The sequence below is a fragment of the Nostoc sp. genome (assembly GCF_036917815.1).
In the GTDB taxonomy this organism is placed as follows: domain Bacteria; phylum Cyanobacteriota; class Cyanobacteriia; order Cyanobacteriales; family Nostocaceae; genus Nostoc.
The window spans coordinates 99,194-122,040 of the sequence record NZ_JBALEK010000023.1 but is presented as its reverse complement, the minus strand read 5'-3'; the positions used below and the strand labels follow the sequence as shown (position 1 = coordinate 122,040).

At 43.2% G+C, this 22,847-nt stretch carries 22 protein-coding genes; 12 read left to right on the top strand and 10 right to left on the bottom strand.

Annotation, left to right across the window (positions count from 1 at the left end; genetic code table 11):
- The first annotated feature begins 218 nt into the window (after positions 1-218).
- The 3 genes from V7K97_RS06965 (at position 219) to V7K97_RS06955 (ending at position 2,721) form a co-directional block, all read left to right on the top strand.
- The gene (locus V7K97_RS06965; protein WP_334800059.1) at positions 219-842 is read left to right on the top strand and encodes a DedA family protein; all 624 of its coding nucleotides are present in this window, start codon (positions 219-221) and stop codon (positions 840-842) included.
- 239 nt (positions 843-1,081) lie between these two features.
- On the top strand, positions 1,082-2,236 hold the full coding sequence (locus tag V7K97_RS06960; RefSeq protein ID WP_334800057.1) for a ParM/StbA family protein: 1,155 nt from the start codon (positions 1,082-1,084) through the stop codon (positions 2,234-2,236).
- 5 nt (positions 2,237-2,241) lie between these two features.
- Entirely contained in the window at positions 2,242-2,721 is a 480-nt protein-coding gene (locus tag V7K97_RS06955) for a plasmid segregation centromere-binding protein ParR (protein WP_334800055.1), read from the top strand.
- Between the two features lie 229 nt (positions 2,722-2,950).
- Here the strand turns inward: V7K97_RS06955 and V7K97_RS06950 are convergent, their stop codons facing one another.
- Positions 2,951-3,115, bottom strand: coding sequence for a hypothetical protein (locus V7K97_RS06950; protein WP_334800054.1), 165 nt, complete (start codon positions 3,113-3,115; stop codon positions 2,951-2,953).
- Between the two features lie 524 nt (positions 3,116-3,639).
- On the opposite strand from V7K97_RS06950, the gene V7K97_RS06945 reads away from it, so the two are divergent.
- Both V7K97_RS06945 and rdgB read left to right on the top strand, forming a co-directional pair.
- A complete protein-coding gene (locus V7K97_RS06945) occupies positions 3,640-5,076 on the top strand; it encodes a phosphoglucomutase/phosphomannomutase family protein (RefSeq protein WP_334800053.1) in 1,437 nt (478 codons plus the stop codon).
- A gap of 65 nt (positions 5,077-5,141) precedes the next feature.
- Positions 5,142-5,720 carry an RdgB/HAM1 family non-canonical purine NTP pyrophosphatase gene (rdgB, locus tag V7K97_RS06940; protein ID WP_334800052.1) on the top strand — a complete coding sequence of 193 codons (579 nt, stop codon included), beginning with the start codon at positions 5,142-5,144 and terminating at the stop codon, positions 5,718-5,720.
- A gap of 73 nt (positions 5,721-5,793) precedes the next feature.
- On the opposite strand, the gene V7K97_RS06935 is transcribed toward rdgB, so the two are convergent.
- The 3 genes from V7K97_RS06935 to thiD form a co-directional block, all read right to left on the bottom strand.
- Complete coding sequence (locus V7K97_RS06935) at positions 5,794-6,132, bottom strand: P-II family nitrogen regulator (RefSeq protein ID WP_196520788.1); 339 nt, start codon at positions 6,130-6,132, stop codon at positions 5,794-5,796.
- A gap of 347 nt (positions 6,133-6,479) precedes the next feature.
- On the bottom strand, positions 6,480-7,085 hold the full coding sequence (locus V7K97_RS06930) for a hypothetical protein (RefSeq protein ID WP_334800050.1): 606 nt from the start codon (positions 7,083-7,085) through the stop codon (positions 6,480-6,482).
- 215 nt (positions 7,086-7,300) lie between these two features.
- Positions 7,301-8,134, bottom strand: coding sequence for a bifunctional hydroxymethylpyrimidine kinase/phosphomethylpyrimidine kinase (gene thiD, locus V7K97_RS06925; protein WP_334800049.1), 834 nt, complete (start codon positions 8,132-8,134; stop codon positions 7,301-7,303).
- Between the two features lie 73 nt (positions 8,135-8,207).
- Here thiD and V7K97_RS06920 point away from each other — a divergent pair, with 73 nt between their 5' ends.
- The 3 genes from V7K97_RS06920 (at position 8,208) to V7K97_RS06910 (ending at position 13,037) form a co-directional block, all read left to right on the top strand.
- A complete protein-coding gene (locus V7K97_RS06920) occupies positions 8,208-8,399 on the top strand; it encodes a hypothetical protein (protein ID WP_334800048.1) in 192 nt (63 codons plus the stop codon).
- Positions 8,400-8,884: 485 nt separating this feature from the next.
- Complete coding sequence (locus V7K97_RS06915; RefSeq protein ID WP_334800047.1) at positions 8,885-9,256, top strand: hypothetical protein; 372 nt, start codon at positions 8,885-8,887, stop codon at positions 9,254-9,256.
- A 223-nt stretch (positions 9,257-9,479) separates the two neighbouring features.
- A complete protein-coding gene (locus tag V7K97_RS06910) occupies positions 9,480-13,037 on the top strand; it encodes a beta strand repeat-containing protein (RefSeq protein ID WP_334800045.1) in 3,558 nt (1,185 codons plus the stop codon).
- Between the two features lie 520 nt (positions 13,038-13,557).
- Here the strand turns inward: V7K97_RS06910 and V7K97_RS06905 are convergent.
- On the bottom strand, positions 13,558-14,382 hold the full coding sequence (locus V7K97_RS06905; RefSeq protein WP_334800044.1) for a zinc-dependent peptidase: 825 nt from the start codon (positions 14,380-14,382) through the stop codon (positions 13,558-13,560).
- A gap of 614 nt (positions 14,383-14,996) precedes the next feature.
- Between V7K97_RS06905 and V7K97_RS06900 the strand changes: the two genes are divergently transcribed.
- Positions 14,997-15,788: an SAM hydrolase/SAM-dependent halogenase family protein gene (locus V7K97_RS06900; protein WP_334800043.1), complete on the top strand. Its 792-nt coding sequence runs from the start codon at positions 14,997-14,999 to the stop codon at positions 15,786-15,788.
- 473 nt (positions 15,789-16,261) lie between these two features.
- Here the strand turns inward: V7K97_RS06900 and V7K97_RS06895 are convergent, their stop codons facing one another.
- Positions 16,262-17,161: a M23 family metallopeptidase gene (locus V7K97_RS06895; protein ID WP_334800042.1), complete on the bottom strand. Its 900-nt coding sequence runs from the start codon at positions 17,159-17,161 to the stop codon at positions 16,262-16,264.
- A 426-nt stretch (positions 17,162-17,587) separates the two neighbouring features.
- Positions 17,588-18,595, bottom strand: coding sequence for a phycobilisome rod-core linker polypeptide (locus V7K97_RS06890; protein WP_334800041.1), 1,008 nt, complete (start codon positions 18,593-18,595; stop codon positions 17,588-17,590).
- Between the two features lie 112 nt (positions 18,596-18,707).
- Here V7K97_RS06890 and V7K97_RS06885 point away from each other — a divergent pair, with 112 nt between their 5' ends.
- On the top strand, positions 18,708-18,953 hold the full coding sequence (locus V7K97_RS06885) for a hypothetical protein (RefSeq protein WP_334800040.1): 246 nt from the start codon (positions 18,708-18,710) through the stop codon (positions 18,951-18,953).
- Positions 18,954-19,093: 140 nt separating this feature from the next.
- Here the strand turns inward: V7K97_RS06885 and V7K97_RS06880 are convergent, their stop codons facing one another.
- The 3 genes from V7K97_RS06880 to V7K97_RS06870 all read right to left on the bottom strand — a co-directional run bounded on the left by V7K97_RS06880 (position 19,094) and on the right by V7K97_RS06870 (position 20,979).
- Positions 19,094-19,432: a CpeR family transcriptional regulator gene (locus V7K97_RS06880; protein ID WP_334800039.1), complete on the bottom strand. Its 339-nt coding sequence runs from the start codon at positions 19,430-19,432 to the stop codon at positions 19,094-19,096.
- A complete protein-coding gene (locus V7K97_RS06875) occupies positions 19,426-20,055 on the bottom strand; it encodes a chromophore lyase CpcT/CpeT (RefSeq protein ID WP_334800038.1) in 630 nt (209 codons plus the stop codon). The genes V7K97_RS06880 and V7K97_RS06875 overlap by 7 nt, the downstream gene beginning before the upstream one ends.
- Before the next feature lie 387 nt (positions 20,056-20,442).
- The gene (locus tag V7K97_RS06870) at positions 20,443-20,979 is read right to left on the bottom strand and encodes a phycobiliprotein lyase (protein ID WP_334800037.1); all 537 of its coding nucleotides are present in this window, start codon (positions 20,977-20,979) and stop codon (positions 20,443-20,445) included.
- A 398-nt stretch (positions 20,980-21,377) separates the two neighbouring features.
- On the opposite strand from V7K97_RS06870, the gene V7K97_RS06865 reads away from it, so the two are divergent.
- Both V7K97_RS06865 and V7K97_RS06860 read left to right on the top strand, forming a co-directional pair.
- Positions 21,378-22,040 carry a HEAT repeat domain-containing protein gene (locus tag V7K97_RS06865; RefSeq protein WP_334800036.1) on the top strand — a complete coding sequence of 221 codons (663 nt, stop codon included), beginning with the start codon at positions 21,378-21,380 and terminating at the stop codon, positions 22,038-22,040.
- A 147-nt stretch (positions 22,041-22,187) separates the two neighbouring features.
- Complete coding sequence (locus V7K97_RS06860; RefSeq protein ID WP_334800035.1) at positions 22,188-22,388, top strand: hypothetical protein; 201 nt, start codon at positions 22,188-22,190, stop codon at positions 22,386-22,388.
- Positions 22,389-22,847: the final 459 nt, after the last annotated feature.

Genomic DNA, 22,847 nt, shown 5'->3' with positions numbered 1-22,847 from the left:
AGGGTGGTTAGATCCCCGACTTCTTCAAGAAGTCGGGGATCTCGCAGCCCCGCAAAATTAATGGGACAGACCACTAGCTTCCACTTTCGATGCCAACTTTTATTTAGTCCAACCAAGTTACCTTGACTCTGGCAAGCTGGGATAATTACCTTCTAAATAAAAAGCTAGGGCTGAATCTTGGTCACAAAACTAGTACAGCAATTTTAGGAATTGACTCAATGCTTGAATGGATAACTAATACTATCAACTATTTTGGCCATTGGGGAATTGCCCTACTAATGTTCCTAGAGAACCTTTTTCCCCCCATTCCTTCAGAATTGATTATGCCACTGGCTGGATTTACAGCAAGTCCATATCAACCAGGAGGGGCAAAGCTGAATATCATTGGTGTGTTTTTCGCAGGACTTTTGGGTTCTGTATTGGGCGCACTTGTTTGGTACTATCCAGGTAAGTTTTTGGGCGAAATCCGGTTGAAAGCGATCGCTGACAAGTATGGCAAGTGGCTGACTATATCGAGCAAAGATATCGACAAGGCAACGCGCTGGTTTAACTCTCAAGGTAGCAAAGCAGTTTTCATTGGTCGCCTTGTACCAGGAATCCGTACTTTGATTTCTGTTCCCGCAGGGATAACCAATATGCCCTTACTACCATTTTTGTTTTATACAACATTAGGTAGCGCTGCTTGGGTGGGTTTGCTAACATACTCAGGATACGCGTTGGGTAGTCAGTATGAACTTGTGGACAAGTACCTTGCTCCTGTATCCAAAATCGTACTTGGCGGTTTGGTTCTAGCATTTGTTTTCTGGATATTCAAACGCCAGTTAAGACGCACTAGAAGATGAAACACGGACGCTTTTGGTTTGAAAGCAGTGAAAGTAAGGGTTACATCTGGCCAAAATTCGCCTACACTATGCCAAATAATACTAGATGTGCGTTGGCATGAGCTTATCGGAGATATGGCCGGAATTAATTTTGGCGTATTTCTAGCTACACTTGACGCAACCTAGAATTTCTGGTTGCTCGCATTTTTGTAAGATGAGCATGACAACTTTTTACAGTTAAGTTTGAACTAGGAGCTTTCATGACAGACCAACCTTCCGCCGCTACCCCCATCAATGCTGCTGCTATACCCATGAATAGAGCGGCAGTTCCCATAAATGCAAATCCTGTTAATAATCCCAACCCCGGCGCCGGCAACCCTCCAGGGAAAACCATTCTCAGTGTTGATTTAGGCAGAACTTCCACAAAAACTTGTGTGAGTCGTGAACCCGGTAACGTGGTGTTCGTACCTGCCAACGTCAAGCAGATGTCAATAGAACAAGTACGCGGCGGTGTTTTTGAAGCCCGCGCTACCGACCCCTTAATGGATTTGTGGCTGGAGTATCAAGGTAATGGATATGCCGTTGGTCAACTGGCAGCCGATTTTGGGGCAAATCTAGGAGTCGGCCAATCTAAGGTAGAGGCTGCACTGGTAAAAGTGTTAGCAAGTGCTGGCTACTTCAAACTCAAAAATGATATTTCAGTGGTACTGGGTCTACCTTTTCTTTCCTTAGAGCAATTTGAAAAGGAAAAAGCCCAGTTGATTAGCCAAGTAGGTGGGCCTCATGTGTTGAACTTCCGAGGCGAATCTGTGTCGCTGAATGTTAATAAAGTTTGGGTAATGCCAGAAGGCTACGGCAGTCTGCTGTGGTCTGAAGCTCAACCGAAGAAAAGCCCTGGCAGTCCCGATTTTACAAAAATATCGGTGGCGATCGTCGATATTGGACATCAAACCGTCGATCTTTTGATGGTAGATAACTTCCGTTTCGCCAGAGGTGCTTCTAAGAGCGAAGACTTCGGGATGAATAAGTTTTATGAATTGGTGTCCGCCGAAATCGAGGGAGCAGATAGTCAATCTCTAGCCCTGATTTCCGCCGTGAACAAACCCAGAGGTGAACGCTATTACCGTCCTAAAGGCGCTAGTAAGCCCACCAACCTAGATGATTTTCTTCCCAACCTTACCGAGATGTTTTCACGCGAAATCTGTAGCCGTGTGCTAGCCTGGTTGCCAGAACGCGTCACCGATGTAATTCTGACTGGCGGGGGTGGTGAGTTCTTCTGGGACGACGTTCAACGTCTGCTCAAGGAAGCAAAGATTAATGCTCATTTAGCAGCACCTTCCCGTCAGGCGAATGCTTTGGGGCAGTATATTTATGGAGAGGCACAATTATCCTCTAATCGCGCTGCTAGGGCATAAAGCTGATGTTCCAATGGTCAAAAAAGGTAGTTAAATCCGTCACGTTCAACCCAGAGCTTGCTGATGAAAGCTTGTTAGCGCAAGTAGAAAGTTATTTGGAAAAACAACCAGACAAGACTTTCAGCGATCTCTGTAAAGAAGCCTTATGGCAATCTTTATGTGTACCGGAACCTGTACAACCTGCTCCACAAACAGCAGCAAGAACACCGATTGAACAACAAATCGGTGAACTGCAACGTCAAGTGGCTGGACTTGAGGAACGTTTTTTTGCCAAGGGATCTAATCGTTTGGAGGCGATGGAACATCATCTACTGCAACTTTCTCAACAAGTTGCACAACTGGCGCTCATAGTCAATGATCGATCGTTCATTCCGTCTCCAAGTCAATTAGAAGTAGTAAATAATACTTCTTATACTGTTGCTACCCCTCCTCAAGAGGTTGACCCCGTAATCAGTCGCCTTAGTCAGTTTCTCGATGATTTTTAAGGAACAATCAGGTTTGTAAGCAGTTTTTGCTCATGTTAACAATCCTTAATAGTATGAACTATTAAGGATTATTAATGTTTATATTTTTTTAGAAATGCGATCGCGTCTAATCAAGTTATACAGAGCGATATCCATAAAATACTTTTATAAATCATGTTTAATGTAAATTAAGAATTGAAAACCAATATTGCAAGCTCCTCTATTATTTGAGGCTCAAGAAACAGCTAATTTACCAATCGTAGTCGGTGGTGTCGATAACAGTCCCGTCCTCCAAAGTCAACTCTATAGCCATACCAGTAAAATCGACGGTCTTGACATTTTTAGCTCCAGTCAGATCGGGACTAAATGCATCGCCAACTCTGATTACAGCATCAAACAAGTTAGCCCCTCTCATATTAGTACCATCCAATTAAACCCCTACAGCATGGTCTATTTACGATCCAAGGATAATTAAGAAAAGCCTGAAACAACCTATTTTGATTGATGCACATCATGATGAATTTGTACAGTGCGTAAGTCCTAAAAAAGTAGCCCTTTCAAGGTGGGTAAAAATTTTGCTCAATCAAATAAACTACTCTTTAACCTCTTAACTCTGTGTTCTCTGCGCCTCTGTGGTTAAATAAAAGACTTTTGAACCGCAGAGACGCGGAGGGCGCAGAGAGAAAAAAAGAGATTTTACCATTCACCTTGAAAGGGCTAGTCCTAAAAAAGTAAAATTAGACCAACTAAGCACAAAAGAAGTCTCTTGCCCCAACATGCGGCATGAAAAAAGAAATACACCCGATCGCACCTCTACAATGCACAAATTTGCTAACTTTTATCTTGAATATTATTAGTACATATTTTTACTAGATTCTTTTTTTACTCTGCACACTGTATAAATGCTAGAATCCTCAAGTAGACAGTTAGGATACCTAGATGCCAGTTGTAGCTAACTCAATCAAGTTTGGTACAGACGGCTGGCGGGGCATTATTGGTGACGAGTTCACCTTTGAACGCCTAGCCTTGGTCGCGCCAGTTGCCGCAAAAGTATTATATGATACATATTTTTCCACGGTTGGTAGCCGAACAATAATTGTCGGTTACGATCGCCGATTCATGGCTGAAGACTTTGCTCGTGCTGTTGCCGATACTGTCAGTGCTGTCGGCTTTGATGTGCTACTGAGCGAGAGCTATGCCCCAACCCCAGCTTATAGTTGGGCGGCAAAAGAACTCAATGCTTTAGGGGCGCTGGTAATTACAGCCAGCCATAATCCTGGTAAATATTTGGGTTTAAAAGTCAAGGGTTATTTTGGTGGATCGGTACCGCCAGAAGTCACGAAAGAGATAGAAGAGCAGTTGGTGGTAGAGGTACCACTAGCAGCTACCCCGGGTAAGCAAGAAAAATTCGATCCTTGGCCTAGTTATACCCAAGCACTAGAAGCTAAAGTTGATATCGCCAAACTTCGAGAAGCGATCGCATCTGGTAAATTAACGTTATTTGCCGATGTCATGCATGGCGCGGCGGCTGGCGGATTGGCGAGACTACTAGGCAATCAAGTCAAAGAAATCAACTCAGAACGCGATCCCCTATTTGGTGGTGGTGCGCCGGAACCCTTGCCTAAATACCTTTCAAAGCTATTTGAAGTCATCAAGACTCACCGAGAAACCGATAAATCAGGTTTAACGGTAGGGTTGGTATTTGATGGAGACTGCGATCGCATTGCCGCAGTAGATGGAGAAGCCAACTTCCTAAGTTCCCAAGTATTAATCCCGATATTAATCGACCACTTAACCCTAAGGCGCGGCTTTAGTGGGGAAATCGTCAAAACTGTTAGTGGTTCCGACTTGATGCCCCTTGTGGCAGCACTACATAACCTGCCAGTATTTGAGACAGCAGTTGGTTATAAATACATCGCTGACAGAATGTTAGTAGCAAAAGTGTTACTGGGTGGCGAAGAGTCGGGAGGAATTGGCTATGGCAGCCATATTCCCGAACGTGATGCACTGCTGTCAGCATTGTACGTCCTAGAGGCGATCGTCGAATCTGGTTTGGATTTAGGTGAGTATTATCGCTACTTGCAGAAACAAACCGGGTTTAACTCAGCTTACGATCGCATTGATTTACCCTTAGCAAATATGCAAGTGCGATCGCGTCTTTTACAACAACTGCAAACCAAACCCTTAACGGAAATTGCCGGCAAAGCAGTGATTGATTGCCAGACAATTGACGGCTACAAATATCGCCTCGCGGATCAAAGCTGGTTAATGATTCGGTTTAGCGGGACTGAGCCAGTTTTACGCCTGTACTGCGAAGCCCCAACAATTGAGCAAGTGCATCAAACTCTTGCTTGGGCGAAACAGTGGGCGGAGTAAAATTAATTATTAGTCATTAGTCCTTGGTAAATGAATAATGACTAATGACCAATGACTAATGACCAATGACTAAATTACTTGTAGTAGCCACAGGAAATCCAGGAAAGTTGCGGGAAATGCAAGCTTACCTGGAAAATTCTGGTTGGGAATTAACCCTCAAACCGGAAGAATTGGAAATTGAAGAGACGGGCGAAACTTTTGCCGCCAACGCTTGTCTGAAAGCGTCACAAGTTGCTAAAGCTACAGGAAACTGGGCGATTGCTGATGATTCAGGCTTGCAAGTAGATGCCCTGAATGGCGCACCTGGAGTTTATTCTGCACGTTATGCCAAAACCGACTCAGAACGCATTGCTAGGGTATTAAGAGAATTAGGCAACGAGGTAAATCGGCAAGCTCAATTTGTTTGTGCAGTAGCGATCGCTCGTCCTGATGGTGCGATCCTATTACAATCTGAAGGTATTTGTCGCGGCGAAATTCTCAACGCACCTCGTGGTGATAGTGGTTTCGGCTACGATCCAATTTTTTATATTCCAGACAAGCAATTGACCTTTGCTGAGATGACACGGGAGTTGAAGGGATCAATTAGTCATCGAGGTAAGGCTTTTACAACTTTACTTCCGCAACTGGAGAGAGTTAGGAGTTAGGAGTTAAGAGTTAGGAGTTTGGAGTTATGCTAAATCTTTATTCATTATTCCTAACTCCTAACTCCTAAGTTTTTTAAACTGCTTCTGTGTTCTTTTCCCCGGTGCGAATCCGAATCACTTGCTCAACAGGCGAGATGAAAATTTTACCATCGCCGATTTCACCAGTGCGGGCAGCAGCAATAATTTTATCTACCACCATATCAACCTGATCATCGTCAACTACGATCTCTACTTTGAGTTTTTGCAGAAACTCGACGGTGTACTCAGAACCGCGATACCGTTCAGTTTGGCCTTTCTGCCGTCCAAACCCCCGAACTTCAGAAACAGTCATACCAACAATACCAGCGTTAACCAAGGCAATTTTTACCTCATCTAGCTTAAATGGGCGGATAATAGCTTCTACTTTTTTCATGTTCTTAACTCCTGACTTCTACTAGCTTCGTTTATATATCTAACCAGATTCGCTGTCTGAAGCTGTAACTAGCAGTGCTTTTCCTAAAAGATATGTAATAATTACCACTTTTTTCAAGTTGCTTGAGGGTTTGGAACATGAGAACCAGCAAGGATTTATTAATTGGATAATCTTTGAGGTTCTAACATAAAGAAGTTGCGGTCAATGTAGCATTTTATGTAGCTTTTATAACCTAAAAACAGATAAACTCCGCCATATAGCAGATTTGTTCGGATATTTAGAGAGCGATCGCAGACGAATTGCACGGTAGCCCAAAAGCTTGCTGCTGCTGAATGTGGGAGTATCAACTAACGTTTCTGATGTTCAAACAAGGGACGTACAACGAAATATCCAGCACTAAAGGCAGTAAGCATGATTAACAACATAGTAATCACTAACCACCAGCCACTGAGTCCCCTGGCATCTGGCTCAGTAGTGGAATAATAACTTATTTGTTGCTCTTCTATAAAAACTGTTTCTGGTATCGGAAAATTCATTTCCATTACAGGCGTAGAAAAGTCTTGGCGGCGGCTTTTTTCCGGTGGCGCTTTGGGCACGGGTTGACGCGAACGAGAAACCTTCTGAGGTTGACGTGCTGGTGTTACTGGCTGTTTTGCGGCACTTTGAACTTCACCAGAAGCTTGGGTAGCTTGATGATAACTAGGTGTCGTATGGGAATCCACAAAATTTTGCAAGCGAGAAAAAGACTCAACGACTTTGGTAATTTCTTGGCGTAATAGTTGGTTTTCTTGTGCTAGTTGCTGATTTTGGGTGGTGAGTGCATTTAGCCTCGCCTGTGCTGCTTGCAACTCCGTTGACAATTCCCTATATACAGATAGTGGTACAGAGGGAGGGTAAGCTTGAGTAGTCGGTGTTGGCGAATTCCTGTGAACAGAACCTATGGTTGTTCGCATCGGGGCTTGGTATTAAAAATCAAGATAATTTAGATCGTACAGAGATGCTAACAGAGATAGTCACCCCTCAAACTATGCCCAAGAATAATAGAAAAATACCCAAAGGGCAAAGATTTTTTATTGGGGCATTGGAATTGGGCATTGGAATTGGGCATTGGGGCATTGGGGCATTGGGAATTGGGAATTGGGCATTGGGGATTAAGAAGAACTTTTCCCTAGTCCCTAGTCCCTAGTCCCCACAATGGAAAGAAGTGTCCCACGGGACCTTGCCCTTTGCCAATATCTAGGGCATAAGTGAGTGCAGTAGTCACATACTCTTTTGCCTGCTGTACTGATTGCCACAGGTCTTTTCCCTTAGCCAGATTAGCAGCGATCGCAGCCGATAGTGTGCAACCAGTACCGTGGGTATTTTTTGTCTCTACTTGCTGGCAAGTCAAAACTTCCAACTTATCCCCATCAAACCAGATATCAACGCCACGCAAATCTCCCCGCATACCTCCACCCTTGACTAAAACAGCCTTCGTCTTTAAATTCTTGTGAATAATTTCAGCCGCAGCTTGCATATCCTCCAAAGAATTAATTTGTAAACCGCTCAAAATCTGAGCTTCATACCGATTGGGCGTGATAATAACCGCCTTGGGAATCAGAGCATGGCACAGAGTCTTCACAGCATCATCATCGATCAATTGTGCCCCTGTACGTGACACCATTACTGGATCAACTACTAGATTATTGATTTGTAAAGCTTCTACCTGCTGGGCAACAGCAAAAATAATTTCCTGATTGAGCAACATTCCCGTCTTGGCAGCTTGGATGCCAATATCCTCAACTACCGCCTGAATTTGCGCCACAACAGCCTCTTTTGGCATGGCATCAACCCTCTTCACTCCTAGAGTGTTTTGTGCCGTAACGCAAGTTATAGCGCTAGTACCGTGGACACAGTGAAAAGCAAAGGTGCGTAAATCAGCTTGAATTCCTGCACCGCCACCGCTATCTGAACCAGCAATGGTTAAAGCAACAGGTATCCTAGAGTTTATTTCAGTATTCATATTATGAAGATTAAGTAAGTTGGCGCAATCAAACCAAACTATCTCAAATATTGATGAACTAGGCTAAAACCGAATGGCACTAAGAAAAGCCCAAAGGCTTGTGTCACCTCATTCCCAGCCTAGAGGCTGGGAATGTATTCCGAATGGGCTGCTGCCTCTGGTCAAGAAAGAGGAGGCGGCAGCCCTCCCAGAATCGGTTAAGAGCCTGGAGGCTCTTAACCAGTCAGGGCAAGGGCTATATCTTTTCTTAGTGCCATTCGGCTAAAACCCTCTTCCCTTCTAGCTGCTCGCAACAACAAACATTCAATTCATGGCCACCTGATTTGAAAATGCTGTTAGCACCGTGGTGTACTAGTACAACACGGCAGGAATAAACTACCCATTCCAAATCAATGAAACGCTTACGCTGTATTCATTTTTAATTTTTAATTTTTAATTCCGCCCTGCGGTACTAGTCCTCAAAATATTTAGAGAAACTTCATCAAATCCTCGCACAAAGCCCTCTCTATTGCCATACAACTCTGAAAATTAACAGGACTCCACCACAACACTTCCATAAGTTTTGGACTTTTGTTGTAAAAAAGCTTACTATATTCCGGGGTATTACTGATATCAAGTGCTATTTGTAAAGGTTACTTTTGACTAAGTTCACAAGGCTCAGTTACACGCTCATAACAGGTTTGACTAAGTTGTTACATTAGTCTCCTTAATTTAAGGGGTCAACCGACTAAAGTTTCAACAAATTTAACTTTGACCACTGTAACTTTAAGTCCCCAGTTATTAGCCAGGGGTGCATTTTACCATGCAATTTGGCAATCTCCTGACCTAAGACAAAGGATAAAGTTTAGAGGAATTACCATGCCAAATATAATCACTGTATTGAATATAGCAGATGGTAAAGCTAGCTCACAAAGAGCAGCGATGTCTACGACGGTCACTGAGCGCAGCCGAAGTGCGGGCTACGCCGACGCCGTTGCTATAGATGAAGATACGATTCACGTTATGGCAATCGCTATGATGTCTAACAACAACCTCAGAGAAGACAAGAAACATCTCCGGCTTTTTGCTGCGTTATCTACGTGCCAATCGTCCGATCAGCCTCAACAAAACCCTGACGATTGACAGTATTGATACCTCTAGTTTAACCATCAACGGTTGACAGAAGAAAATCTTTCAGTTTTACAACAGTGTTTCTATAACCGACGCAATTTCAAGTTGCGATCGGACAACTGTGACTGTCTTGAAGAGTCCAGACAAATGACCTATTCAAATAACAACTTAGCAACTGAAGAAAGTTGCTCAGAGTGTACTACCAATTTCCCTTACACACATTTGGAATAAACCTATGACTACATACTACGTTTCTGGAACAGGCAATGATAAAAATAATGGCTTGCAACAAGGATCTGCATTTCAGACCCTCCAAAAAGCTGGAGACTTGGTAAAGGCAGGTGATACCGTCTACGTCATGAATGGTACTTACACCTCAAGTTACGCCAATATCCTGAGTATTGCAAATAAGCAGGGTACAGCTGATGCGCCGATCACATTTATGGCGCTACCTGGACAGACACCTGTTTTACAAGCAAAGGGAAACAATTGGAATGCTATATCAATTACAGGCTCGACATACATAACAATAGAAGGCCTAACATTGGTAGGAAATCGTGATAATGTTACACTAGCTTACGCGCTTGAGCAAAAAGACAATTTGAATAACCCAGCAACATCTGGAAATGGTATTAATATTACGTTCAGCAATAGTAATCAAAATCAACTTTCAACTCACATCACAATTAAAAATAACAACGTTTCTAAGTTTCCGGGAAGCGGCATTGCAACAACAAAAGCAGATTACATCGCAATAGAAAACAATGTCGTTTCTGGAAATTCTTGGTACTCCCCTTTTGGTACACAAGGTATTACAATGGTTAACCTTGCTAACTCTGACAACAATACAACAGATTACAAGGTAATTATTCAAGGTAATACCTCTTTTGATAATAAACAATTAGTTCCTTGGTATGTAGCAGGAAAAATAACCGAGGGTGATGGCATAATGCTTGACACTTCTTATGTTGGAGGTGTTGCTTACACTGGTAAAGTCTTAATCAGTAACAACTTAACTTACAACAATGGTGGGGCAGGTATTCAGATTTTCAAAGGCGAAAACCCTGTGGATATTGTGAATAATACAATGTACCAAAATTCACAAGTAGTTTCATACGGAGAAATTTTCCTTAACAGTGCTGAAAATGTTCGAGTCTATAACAATATTCTGTATGGGAGCCAGGGAGAGTCTCTCATTCTCAACAATAAGTCTGACTTACTTACGTTTGACAATAACCTTGCTTACAACGGAGTTTTTAACGTCACAGGATCAGGAAATATTTTAAACCAAGATCCGTTGTTTGTTGATGCAGCGAATGGTGACTTTAGACTCAAACCTGGAAGTGCTGCGATTGATGCTGGTTCCAGTCTTTTCAATGGCATCAGTACGAACATTCCCCAGGATGGTGATGGAAATGGCAGTGCATTGATTGACATTGGCGCATACGAAGCCCCCCGCAGCACCATTGCCACCCCAGAGATTCAAGTTCTCAATGGCACAGTTGACATTGTAGATAACAGCACTACTGCTATTAACTTTGGCGAAATCATTGTCGGTAATACCCTGACCAAAACCTTTACCATCAAAAACACTGGTATAGCCACACTCAACCTGAGTAATCTTCAACTTCCCAATGGATTTAGTTTGGTTGGTACTCTTCCAACGAGTATCGCTGTTAATGCTTCTACCACCATATCGGTAGTACTCAACGCCACTACAGTCGGCACTTATAGTGGCACCCTCAGTTTAAACAACAACGATATCAATGAAAGTCCCTTTAACTTTGTTATTAGTGGCACAGTTAACCCCGTTCCGGTTCCAGAAATCCAAGTTCTCAATGGCACAGCTAACATTGCAGATGGTAGCACTACTGCCATTAACTTTGGCAACATCATTCTCGGTAATACCCTGACCAAAACCTTTACCATCAAGAACACCGGTACAGCTGCACTCAACCTGAGTAATCTTCAACTTCCCAATGGATTTAGTTTGGTTGGAACTCTACCCACGAGTGTGGCTGCCAATGCTTCCACCACCATATCAGTGGCGTTGAGTGCCACTACAGTCGGCACCTATAGTGGCAGCCTCATTTTAAACAACAACGATACTAATGAAAGCCCCTTTGACTTTGTTATTAGTGGCACAGTTAACCCCGTTCCGGTTCCAGAAATTCAAGTTCTCAATGGCACAGCTAACATTGCAGATGGTAGCACTACTGCCATTAACTTTGGCAACATCATTCTCGGTAATACCCTAAGCAAAACCTTTACCATCAAGAACACCGGTACAGCTGCACTCAACCTGAGCAATCTTCAACTTCCCGACGGATTTAGTTTAGTTGGAACTCTACCCACGAGCGTATCTCCCAATGCTTCCACCACCATATCAGTGGCGTTGAGTGCCACTACAGTGGGAACCTATAGTGGCAGCCTCATTTTAAACAACAATGATACTAATGAAAGCCCCTTTGACTTTGTTATTAGTGGCACAGTTAACCCCGTTCCGGTTCCAGAAATCCAAGTTCTCAATGGCACAGTTGACATTACAGATGGCAGCACTACTGCCATTAACTTTGGCAACACTACCGTTGGTGACATTCTGACCAAAACCTTTACCATCAATAATACTGGTACAGCCGCACTCAACCTGAGTAATCTTAAACTTCCCAACGGATTTAGTTTGGTAGGAACTCTACCTACAAGCGTGGCTGCCAATGCTTCCACCACCATATCAGTGGCGTTGAGTGCCACTACACCTGGCACCTATAGTGGCAGCCTCAGTTTAAACAACAACGACAGTAATGAAAACCCCTTTGACTTTGCTATTAGTGGCATACTTAAACCCGCTCCTACTTCCGCAATCCAAGTTCTCAACGGCACTGACCACAATGACACCTTTACTATTCAACGAGGCGATGGGAATTACAGCATCGCCGACTTTGGTGGTGTAGGTACTAACCCAAACCCTTCGGCTGCGGTGATTGCCAAAGTAGACACTTTGCAATTTATTGGGCCTGACTTGACTGCAAGAAATCTGCAATTAACTCAAAATGGCAACAATTTAGAAGTCTCCTTTGAAGGTGTAGGTAATACCAAAGTCACTCTGCAAAACTTTAACTTAGAAAACCTAGAGAACTTAGCCGCATCGACAACAAGACCCGCCATCGGTAATATCCTATTTGACGGAGAAACCAGTGTGAGCAAAAGCTTTGATGTGATTAGTGCCAACTCCACTCAAACGTATATTTCCACTGCAAACAGCGTCACGTTCCTCAATAACTTGAACAATAACATCAGCGGTTTTTACAATTCCAACGATGTGATTAATGGTCAAGGGGGTAATGACACCATCAATGGCAGTGGTGGTGACGACCTGCTGCGGGGCGGTGCTGGCAATGATCTTCTCATTGGTGGACCAGGTAATGATACTCTTGTGGGTGGTACAGGTGCTGACTCTTTCCTCTACAACACCAATGCTCCCTTTACTAGCGCTGCTGTGGGTATTGATACCATCACTGACTTCAACCACTCTCAAGGTGACAAGATTATCCTGGCTAAGAATACCTTTAATGCTATTACTTCTGTTGTGGGAACGGGTTTTAGTAACGCCAGTGATTTTCAAATCAGCAGTTTAGGGGCACTTAGCAATGCTGTGATTGTCTACGACCCTATGACTGGGCAGTTACTATACAATCAAAATGGTAGCGCTGCTGGTTTGGGCAGTGGCGGTCAATTTGCACAACTGACTGGTGCGCCCACTCTTACTGCCTCCGACTTCATTATTCAAGCATAGTTGGGTCAGGTCAGCTGAGTGAAAGTTTAATCAAAATATGAATCCACTTTCAAGAAAGTTTTCAATTAAATAGATCACATCTATAGGGGCACAATAAACAAACATATTGCGCCCTGACAATTTTGCCATTAAATTGCAAAATTGTTACTTCTTATCCCAGCTGAGTGAGGTACAAAAAAAACAATCCCCTAATAGCAAGGGAGGACGGGATTATGATGTACCTAATCATATTAGGAAACGCTATATAGGAATCGTATTTGATTTTTGAAATTATCTACGTAGGCGGGGAGTGGGAGTGGGGAGTAGGGAATTAGGCTTTCCGAGTTGTACTGAGCTTTTTCAGAAATCAAATATTAGTCCTATAGCGGTTCCCATTCAGATGCGGTACAACATTATATCGCTAGGTGTAGGGGCACGGCAGTGCCGTGCCCTTACGGGTGTACCTAACTAGGTCGAGAAACGCTATATATACAGACTAAGATATTGTTGAGGACTCTACTAACTTCCAATCCTCTGTAATTTAAGCCCATTGGACAGGATCTAATTGATAGTAACGTTGCAATTGTTGATAAAGTGCTGGATGCTTGGACAGCAATTGGTGCGGTTTTTCAAAAAATGTCTCAGTCGCTACGGCAAAAAATTCTGCGGGATTCGTTGCGCCATAGCTATCCATTACCGTTTTTACGCCTTGTAGAACATCATTACAAAGTTGCTGATATGCTTCTGTCATTACATTCGCCCAACTAAGATAGTCTGAGTTGCGTTGCAGTATAGGAACTCCTTCAGCTTTACCATCTTCTTGATCTAACTGATGGGCGAATTCATGAAGCACAACGTTACGTCCATCCCTCCAGTTATCAGTGTCTTGTTTCACCTGTTCCCAAGACACTACTACTTGGTCAGTTGTCCACGATTCCCCCAGTCTTGCCACACGCCTTTCTTCAACAACATAATTTCCGATGGAATTCGTTTCCTGAACAAAATAAGCATTGGGATACACCAGAATTGAGCGAAGTCTGGGAAAGTACTGCCCACGTTCATTCAGTAGGAGTAAACAGGCGGTAGCAGCAAGGGTCAGTTTCATTTCCTCCGTCACTTGTAATCCTCTACAGCCAATAAATTGCTTTTCTGCTAAGAATACTTGAATATGTCCCTGAAGTCGTCTGATCTCATCGGGAGAAAGACAGGGATAAATGGGAAGATTATTCTCAATAATGGCATTCCAAAGTGGGGGAAAAGGACGATGTTTAAGACGATTTCTTCGCCTTTTGACTAAAATAGGATTTACTAAAATCCCGCTTATAATTAGCCCAAGGATCAGAAAGACAACTATTGTTTGAATCATTGACTTTTGAGCAGTTTACATATTTAAGTCACTGTTAAGCAGAAAATCTGTCTGGAGTTAGTTGGATTCTTCGTTAAAAAGCAATACAGTTCAGTTAAGCATTTTTTTCTTCTCTCTGTTTCCTCTGCGCCTCTGCGGTACCCTGCGGGAAGCCGTTCGCGTAGCGTCTCGTAGAGAAGCGTCTACGTTAAAAAAATTGACTTTGATAAACAGTTTTAGCTTTAACCCAAGCGTATTGCGTTAAAAAGTGGAGTTATGGTTACAGCATCGAATGGCACTAAGAAAAGATACAGCCCTTGCCCTAACTGGTTAAGAGCCTCTAGGCTCTTAACCCACTCTGGGGGGGGCTGCCGCCTCCAGTAGCTTGACAAGAGGCAGCAGCCCCTCAGAATACATTCCCAGCCTGGAGGCTGGGAACGAGACGACACAAGCCTTTAGGCTTTTCTTAGTGCTATTCGTTGCAGCATCTTTTTGCTGGAAAATTGCGCTCAATGTTATGTAGAAATCTTGCATATAGTTGAGATCACACCTAGACTGCTGATGAGACAGGTTCACTGGGGAGTTTGAACGCCACCCATTGCCGCAAATTACTACCCTAAGCAAGGAGGAGCAAAATGTTTATCTGCGTCATTGCAGACTACGGTACAGGAGATCCGGCATTTATTGAAGTCACACAACGTCTACTGATGGCTTTTCCCGATGCCCAAATTCATTTACTTTCAGTTCCAGCATTTAGTACTTTGGCAACGGGATTCTGGATTGCCCAACAGGGACTTAACCCAGGCCCTAGCGATCGCTTAATTTATCATAACTGTGCGCCTCGTCAGGATGATCCCGAAGCCCGACGGGATAATGAAGGCGAAGGACTAACTTATGCCCTTTTAGCCAATGGTGTAAAAGTAGTGGGTGTAAATGCGGGCTACACTCTCTCCTTTATCAAAGACTATACAAAGGAGTTGCGAGTGGTCAACGTTTCTCGTGGTGGCTCGCAGTTTCGCTCACGGGATGTGTTTCCTCCGGCTGCGGCTGCCGTTATGGCTGAAGATTTTAGCCTTTTAGGAGACAGTCTTTTTTCTGAGCAAATCCCAGATGTTCCACCAGATAGAATTGCCTGGATTGATGGCTACGGCAACATCAAAACAACTATTGGGGCACATACAGTTAACTTCGAGCCTCAAACCAAGATTGTGATCCGAATTGGAGATGTGGTCAGTGATGCAGTGTATTCTGATGGCAGCTTCAAGGTGTCTGAAGGAACTTTAGCCTTTGCTCCTGGTAGTTCTGGTTGGTCAAGAGGCGATTCAGAAGAGCCATTGCGCTTCCTAGAGCTGTTTCTGCGAGGAGGGAGTGCTTGGGAGCGCTTTGGCCGTCCCCGTGTAAATCAGCAAGTCACTCAAATTGCGTGAACTACTTATACTTATACTCACTGCAAGCGGTGAGTGTGAGCTTCTAGGTACACTATCGAATGGCACTCAGAAAAGCCCAAAGACTTGTGTAACCTCGTTCCCAGTCTGAAGACTGGGAATGTATTCCGAGAGCGCTGCTGCCTCTGGTCAAGAAACAGGAGGCGGCAGCCCCACCAGAGTGTTTTCCCAGCCTGGAGGCTCTTATACCAATTCTATGTGAGGCTGCGCTTTATTCAGGTAGGGGCAATTCATGAATTGCCCCTACAGCGCGGTTTCGGGTAAGTCCTACAAGCGCATCTTCATAAAGAAATGGTATTAGGGACTGACAACAAATAAATTATCCAATCTTGTGGGGTGGGCAACATGAGCGCCTTTGGCTGTGGGCGGGTGAGACACCCACCCCACAAGAAATAGTTGAGTATTTTTTTATTTGGAAGTCCCTAACAAGTAGGGATTTCTACTCGCCCAATACTTTATGGCGATTTGATTGAAGTATAAAAACTGTCAGAACGTATCTGACTACCATTTCGCCAAACTTCTACTCTTTTAGGGCTGACTAAATAATAAAAACTACCATTATCTGCTCGATATCTGCTTTTACCAATATTCAAGGCTTGTATCTTTATCGGCTGACTTGGATCTTGCTTTAACTGCCCAATATAAAATAACTGACCCTTTTCTTCACAGACTTTTACACGAGTGCTTGCAGTCTCACCTTCAATGATGGTAATTCCATTGCATTTAGTATCAGTGCTTACAGGTGCAAAACCTATTGGAATTAGCTGTGAAGGTGAAACTTGCTTTGCTACTGGGCGGTTTGGGTTATGCACTTGCTGAACTCTCGAACCAGAGTTAACACTTGCAGTTAAGGATGTCAACAGAGTAAGGGGGTCAACTGCTATTCGACCATTTGGATGAACTTCAAAGTGCAGATGAGGAGCTGTGCTATTGCCTGTAGATCCCATCTCGGCAATAATTTGACCTTGAATGACCTGTTGACCCTTGCTCACCAACAAACGGCGATTGTGGCCATAAACTGTAATGCTGCCGTCGAGATGTTTAATAGTTATGGCATTTCCTAATCCCCAATCATCCCAACCGGCTTTGACAACTGTACCGGATGCAGCAGCAACAATCGGAGTTCCAGATGCTCCGGCAATATCAATTCCTTCATGTTGATATTTGCGGAAGCCTTGAGAAATAAACCCTTGAGTTGGCCAGATTAAGTTAGAAGCAGGGATAGGAGTTTGCCCAATTGGGGAATCGCCTGCTAACTGTGTTAGGGCAGATGTTGCTGTACTTAATACGGTGGTTAAGGATATTAACCCAATTAGTCCATAAGTGCAGTATTGATAAACGCTAGCTTTTTTCATAAGTTGCAAGTCTATTAAAACAATAATAATTCAGACACTTTCTGATTATTTGTTGTTTCAAGCTGACTCACAAAGTATCAGGAAATAAAATATAGCCCGATCCAGAAGAGACGTAGCAGTGCTACATCTCTACATTCATTTTTAGCAGATGTCTAATATACAGTAGGGGCAATTCATGAATTGCCCCTACAAATGGTCTATATTCTATGCAATTGAGAACCGCTATTGGGTGAGTTAAGCTTGCCCAACGCATTCGACAAAACTATAGCGGTTCTCGCTTGGATGCAATACAGTTTGACCTCTCTCCAAACCTCTCTCCTAAAAGGAGAGAGGCTTTGAATATTACTCCCCAACGCTACAAGGGTTGGGGCTGGGGGTTAGGTCTGTATTGCACTCAACTGAGAACCGCTATAAACTGTAGAGAAATTAGCCGTTAAAAACACGACTGCGCCACTTATTCAACCGGGCTTCTCCAATTGTGGCAGACCGTTGAGCATCACCAACTTGCTCTTGCAAAGCTGAAATCTGTTTTGCTTGGGCGTCAACTTGCTGTTGGAAAGATGTATATTGGCCTGTGCTGGTAACGGCACTGGAAGACTGCCAACTACTACTAAATTTGCTTGTCCCAATGCTGGCAAAGGGTCGTAAGTCTGCTAGTTTTTGTTGCAAAGTTGCAATCTGGCTTTTTTGCTCTTGAATCTTTTGCTGCAAGCCTTGTTCAGCTGTTGTGCGAGCCACAATAAATGTATTAACTGGAGCAGCTTCTTCTGGCTTGGGCTGGAAAACTTGAGCTAGCAATGCACTAATATCCGTGGGTTTGATTTTACCGTAAGGAGTGTTGGTAATTAGCGATCGCACCAGTTGAGGTTTATTATTCGTTGCGAGATTCTTATCGCTGCTAGAATTGCTCCGCAGCAGTTGCAGCATATTGCTAAATTCCAATATCTTTTGGCCAGTTTGAGTTTTATAACCCCGGTAATATGGCACGATGTTCTCCCCAAAGGCATCTAAATACTCGTCGCTATCAAGATAAGAATCAATATCCGCCTCAAAACCCGACTCATCTAAAATGTTGCTGTGTTGTATCGTCTCGGAGTAGTCATCGGGAGCGCGCCCCAGCAGGTGCTTGAAGTTTAATTCAATAGCACGGTAGCGGTAAATGTTATCAAAAAATCTGGAGCGATACAACTCTGATTTGGCAACTTGACGCACAAACTCACGGACATCGATTATGCCTTGCTTGAGTTGGGATTCTGGAACAATCAGCCGCTCACTTTCCATAATGTAGGCATTACCCAACACTTGCCGATAAACTGCTCGAATTACAATTTCAATGTCATCATCTGAAGCAGTAGTCCACAGTTCGATGGGTTCTGTTTGGGGAAATGCTTGATATTGGCGTTGTCTGGTTTCGTCGTTTATGAAGGTCTGCATATTTGGGTTAGTGTGGGTAGGAGTGACTAAACGCACCGCGATAAATATGGTGCGTTAGGCTAAAGCCATAACACACCCTATTCAAGATTTACTAATTACTGGATATTGATTTTTGAAAAAATCTAAATATAGGGGAGCCAGCCGCGTGGGTGGGTTTCCCGACTTGATCGGACTGGCGTTGTGTTACTGCTTTCGTGACACACCAAAGGAATATTTTGGTGCGTTAGCCTACGGCATAACACGCCACTACGTGTATTTCAAAAATCAAATTATGAGTCCTATATTAAGTTATCAAGTTGTGGGGACTTTTTTAGTTAAATTTTCTAACAAACTTAGACGGCTAACTGTTAATAACTAACAGCTAATCACGATCAAAAATTAGCAATTAGACATTAACAATTAGCCGTCAACCCCCTTAGGGAGTATTTAAAATTCAAAATTCAATTTTGAATTAGAGTGTAGACCCTTGTCATCTGAACTTCCGTCGGATAGGAACTCTTAAGCACGCTCATCAAATCGAGTGTAGAAACCACCGTATTTTATCCAGTATTGTTTCAAAGTATGATGAGGTGTATGTAAACTAGCTTTTGCCTGATATAAAATAACTTGGCGATGATCGCCCATCCAAATTTTATTAATGGGGTCAACGGATATTACTGTTCCTCCTAAAGAAGCAACACATTCAGAGAATCTCTCAATGGTCGTATATTCGAGTGTCTCGAATATGAAAAAATTACCCGAACAAATCAAGTGACGGCTGCGAATCCAGCAGCGCATTTTTTTTTCAGCCTGTGGAGGTAACATTTTGTTTTTAAAAGATTCAAGCTGAATCAGCATAATGCGTTCACCACAGGTAATTCATCAGCAAAACTTTCCCGTTTTTCAAATCGCAAAGGGCCAGCTTTTGATCCCCAGATTTGCTCGTGGGTTTCAATATCCATACCTTGATCTAGACTTATCCAAGTATGCTCGGTTATTTCTACTTCGCTGACAAGATATGTTTGGCATCCATTGCGCTTAATCAGACATTGATTGCCTGGTTCTACGTTGCCTCGAAACATTTCACCTTCTCGTTGGAAAACCATTGAACAGTGATAACGCCGTTCGATGCTTTCTGGGGTGATGGTTTTGAGGATATCTAATTCACGAGCCGCACCTGCATAAAGCATCTGGTCTTTTAAGCTGTAATTTTCGATATAAATGCGATCGCCACAATCGACTAGTCTATGTACTCCCTGGCGATAGGGTGTCCATAAATCGTGATCGTAGACTTGTTCAGAATAAAAACCGATGGCAGAAAAAAATTCAACCGGTAAAGGACGAAAATAAATGTGAATGTGGGCGTAAAGTTGCGGATTTGCAAAAGATTGCTTGTAGTTGCTAAAATCTCCTGCCATCCAACCGGCTAAGGTGAGCAGATCGCTAGCGTTGGTGCTAGATTCACTGGGCGCTATAGTCACGTCGCTTCGCTCCGAATTCAAAATTCAAAATTGATATTGTTAACGGTACGCGAAAGTCCCCACCCTCAATGTACTGATATGATGAGGATGAATAACGGGGGTTGAGGATTGCATCTGGAATTGATTTTTTACTTGGTAAAAACAAATTCTGGATGGATGACGAATCCCCAGGATTTTCTGGTAAGATACTCAATGTCTTGACCATCAATGCCATAAGCGAAAACCATTAGCTTTTAGGTATATGTTGCAAGAAAAAGATTTGGGTCTTGGGAACCAGGACTCCTGCCCTTGGAGGGAATGTAACACCAAAAAAACTGCGGAGTTTTTGAGGCTGTTCCCGATGAATTGGGAAGCTTAGACTCGGTTCCGTAGGCAGGTCTGAGTAGTTCACATGGTTGAACTTGACAAAGAGCGAATCTCTGAAGAAAAGGAAGCTGTTGTCACGCCTTTACCATCACTGGTTTTAATCGTCGCTACCCGAAATCGCAGATTTGGGGTAGCAAACCAAATTCGCTCTTCAGCAGCAGCGAGTTCATACTCTGTCAGCAGGGTAAAAATACCATCGTCACTCAGATGATATTTAGCCACTGCTGGGATTGTTTCGGCGTATCCCTTGTCTCGCAGCAGTTTGCCTCTAGAAGGATTTTCAAGATCGGGAATTGGCACCAGCACAGTACTACCTGAGATTGGTTTATCATCCCAGTCTGACTCACCTTCCCAAGTCATCCGAAAGGGGTGGGTGATACTGGTGCGGTCAGTGTCATACAATTGACAGATTGCTAGTACCGCCGGATCGTCGGTGGATAGAGACTCAATATCAATGTTAGACAACACTTGTTCAAAGTGGGCAAACGCTAAATGATGACCGCTACGTTGCGATCGCCATCGTCCAATTGAAAGTTCAAAGAATTCAGTAATTTCCATTAGAAAAGTGATCTTAAAAAGTAGCTTAAAATCCAAGAGATAGCTTGGCTACAATGTTATTCTCCTAGTCTATATGCTAGCCTCCTTCACCACAACATCATTGTGACAAAGGAGAGGACATAAAGACTTTAAATTCTTATTAGCCTTGATGATTTTAAGTTTTTTGTATCGTTTACCTTTACATATTCTGATACGATGCTGAAACCATAGTTGTTAAATTTTGTTAAATGAGATGAGCGAGACAAGGGAGATGAGGGAGATGAGGAGAATAACCAATCCCCAATCCCCAATCCCCAGTCCCCAGTCCCCAATCCCCAATCCCCAATATTCTGAGAATGCGATCGCCATTTTGTGACATCTGTAAAATAAAGTAAAGAATAGTTGTACTAAATGCACCTATGGAAATCCATCAAATCCAAGCTGAACTGAAGAACCCAGATTTTCAATATCGTCTGAAGGCGATCGCAGCCCTCGATAATTATGAATCAGAAGTTGCTGTTCCTTTGCTAGCAAGTAAACTTCATGACTCAGAATTTTTGGTGCGTTCTTTTGTTGCAAGGGGTTTGGGTAATCAACAATCAGCAGAATCTTTTGCTGCTTTGATGCAAATTATGAAATTTGATGATACCCCCAATGTGCGAGCTGAGGCGGCAAATTCTTTATCGCTATTTGGCAGAGTCGCAGTTTCTCATCTAGTTCTGGCATTTTATCAGGATGACCACTGGCTAGTGCGACGGAGCATTTTGGCTGCGATCGCCGAAATGGATTGCCCTGAAGAACTATTTGATATCTGCGTTCATGGTTTAAAAGATGAAGATTTTACAGTTCAAGAATCCTCTGTTGATGGACTCGGCTTACTAGCTAGTTCTAACCAACACCCTGCGGCATTATCGCAAATACTAACCTTGGTGAATGTTGAATCTTGGCGGATGCGCGTGCGAGTTAGCTATGCCCTGAAACGATTTGACGAGCCGGAAGCCAAAGCAGCCCTGAACCAACTCAGACAAGATGAGGATCACCGAGTTGTCGGAGCTGCTTTAGAAGACTTGTTGCCACAATAGCGGTGTGGCTTTGTTTGGAATATTGCGATCAAACTTATTTCAGCAATTAGGTCATGTATTATTTTACCTTAAATTTGACAAAAATATCCGGTTAATCTGCCAAAATCTCGAAGAAAAGATCAACTTTTTTCAGATAGGGAGGCATTTGTGACTGATACACAAACTGGTCAAATGACTTGGCGACTACCAGGTTCCTCAGAATGTGCTTTACATTTGCGGCATAATGCTTCCGAACCTTGGCGATCGTATAAAGAATTTCCACAATATGTTCTACCTGATCCACCCGGTTTTTCCGAAGGATACGCTACATTTTTAGCCCTCCTGAAAAAGAATTGGCAGCCTTTATAAGAAGATTAAGCTAAAAATCTTTTAATTTGCATCCTCAAAAAAATGAATCTCCTGTGGGGTGGGCAACATGAGCGCCCTAGTTGTGCAAATTACAGCAGTTTTCGTGTATTTGAACCACATCTGTCGTAGGGGCACAGCAATGCTGTGCCCTTACCGCGTGGTCTATTTACCTGAAAATAGCTGTAAATACGCGACAGCTTAGTAGGTTGGGTTGAGGCAATGCGTTATATAGGAATCCGGTTTGATTTTTGAACAAAATTAAGTATTTGTAGTATTTGTAGGGTGCGTTAGCGTTTCGCGTAACGCACCAAATCCTTAAGAATGGTGCGTTACGCTGTCGCTAACGCACCCTACGTATCTGTTCAAAAATCAAATAGTAGTGCTATATCATGTCCGCTTGATTACTTATTAAACTCGAAGAACCCCACCCCGCCAAAGCTATGCTTTGTCTCCCCTCCC

What these genes read in the sequence shown, in the direction of transcription:
- V7K97_RS06965 (WP_334800059.1), top strand. Translation starts at nt 219, where the DNA reads ATGCTTGAATGGATAACTAATACTATCAACTATTTTGGCCATTGGGGA.
- V7K97_RS06960 (WP_334800057.1), top strand. Translation starts at nt 1,082, where the DNA reads ATGACAGACCAACCTTCCGCCGCTACCCCCATCAATGCTGCTGCTATA.
- V7K97_RS06955 (WP_334800055.1), top strand. Translation starts at nt 2,242, where the DNA reads ATGTTCCAATGGTCAAAAAAGGTAGTTAAATCCGTCACGTTCAACCCA.
- V7K97_RS06950 (WP_334800054.1), bottom strand. Translation starts at nt 3,115, where the DNA reads ATGAGAGGGGCTAACTTGTTTGATGCTGTAATCAGAGTTGGCGATGCA.
- V7K97_RS06945 (WP_334800053.1), top strand. Translation starts at nt 3,640, where the DNA reads ATGCCAGTTGTAGCTAACTCAATCAAGTTTGGTACAGACGGCTGGCGG.
- rdgB (WP_334800052.1), top strand. Translation starts at nt 5,142, where the DNA reads ATGACTAAATTACTTGTAGTAGCCACAGGAAATCCAGGAAAGTTGCGG.
- V7K97_RS06935 (WP_196520788.1), bottom strand. Translation starts at nt 6,132, where the DNA reads ATGAAAAAAGTAGAAGCTATTATCCGCCCATTTAAGCTAGATGAGGTA.
- V7K97_RS06930 (WP_334800050.1), bottom strand. Translation starts at nt 7,085, where the DNA reads ATGCGAACAACCATAGGTTCTGTTCACAGGAATTCGCCAACACCGACT.
- thiD (WP_334800049.1), bottom strand. Translation starts at nt 8,134, where the DNA reads ATGAATACTGAAATAAACTCTAGGATACCTGTTGCTTTAACCATTGCT.
- V7K97_RS06920 (WP_334800048.1), top strand. Translation starts at nt 8,208, where the DNA reads ATGGCACTAAGAAAAGCCCAAAGGCTTGTGTCACCTCATTCCCAGCCT.
- V7K97_RS06910 (WP_334800045.1), top strand. Translation starts at nt 9,480, where the DNA reads ATGACTACATACTACGTTTCTGGAACAGGCAATGATAAAAATAATGGC.
- V7K97_RS06905 (WP_334800044.1), bottom strand. Translation starts at nt 14,382, where the DNA reads ATGATTCAAACAATAGTTGTCTTTCTGATCCTTGGGCTAATTATAAGC.
- V7K97_RS06900 (WP_334800043.1), top strand. Translation starts at nt 14,997, where the DNA reads ATGTTTATCTGCGTCATTGCAGACTACGGTACAGGAGATCCGGCATTT.
- V7K97_RS06895 (WP_334800042.1), bottom strand. Translation starts at nt 17,161, where the DNA reads ATGAAAAAAGCTAGCGTTTATCAATACTGCACTTATGGACTAATTGGG.
- V7K97_RS06890 (WP_334800041.1), bottom strand. Translation starts at nt 18,595, where the DNA reads ATGCAGACCTTCATAAACGACGAAACCAGACAACGCCAATATCAAGCA.
- V7K97_RS06880 (WP_334800039.1), bottom strand. Translation starts at nt 19,432, where the DNA reads ATGCTGATTCAGCTTGAATCTTTTAAAAACAAAATGTTACCTCCACAG.
- V7K97_RS06870 (WP_334800037.1), bottom strand. Translation starts at nt 20,979, where the DNA reads ATGGAAATTACTGAATTCTTTGAACTTTCAATTGGACGATGGCGATCG.
- V7K97_RS06865 (WP_334800036.1), top strand. Translation starts at nt 21,378, where the DNA reads ATGGAAATCCATCAAATCCAAGCTGAACTGAAGAACCCAGATTTTCAA.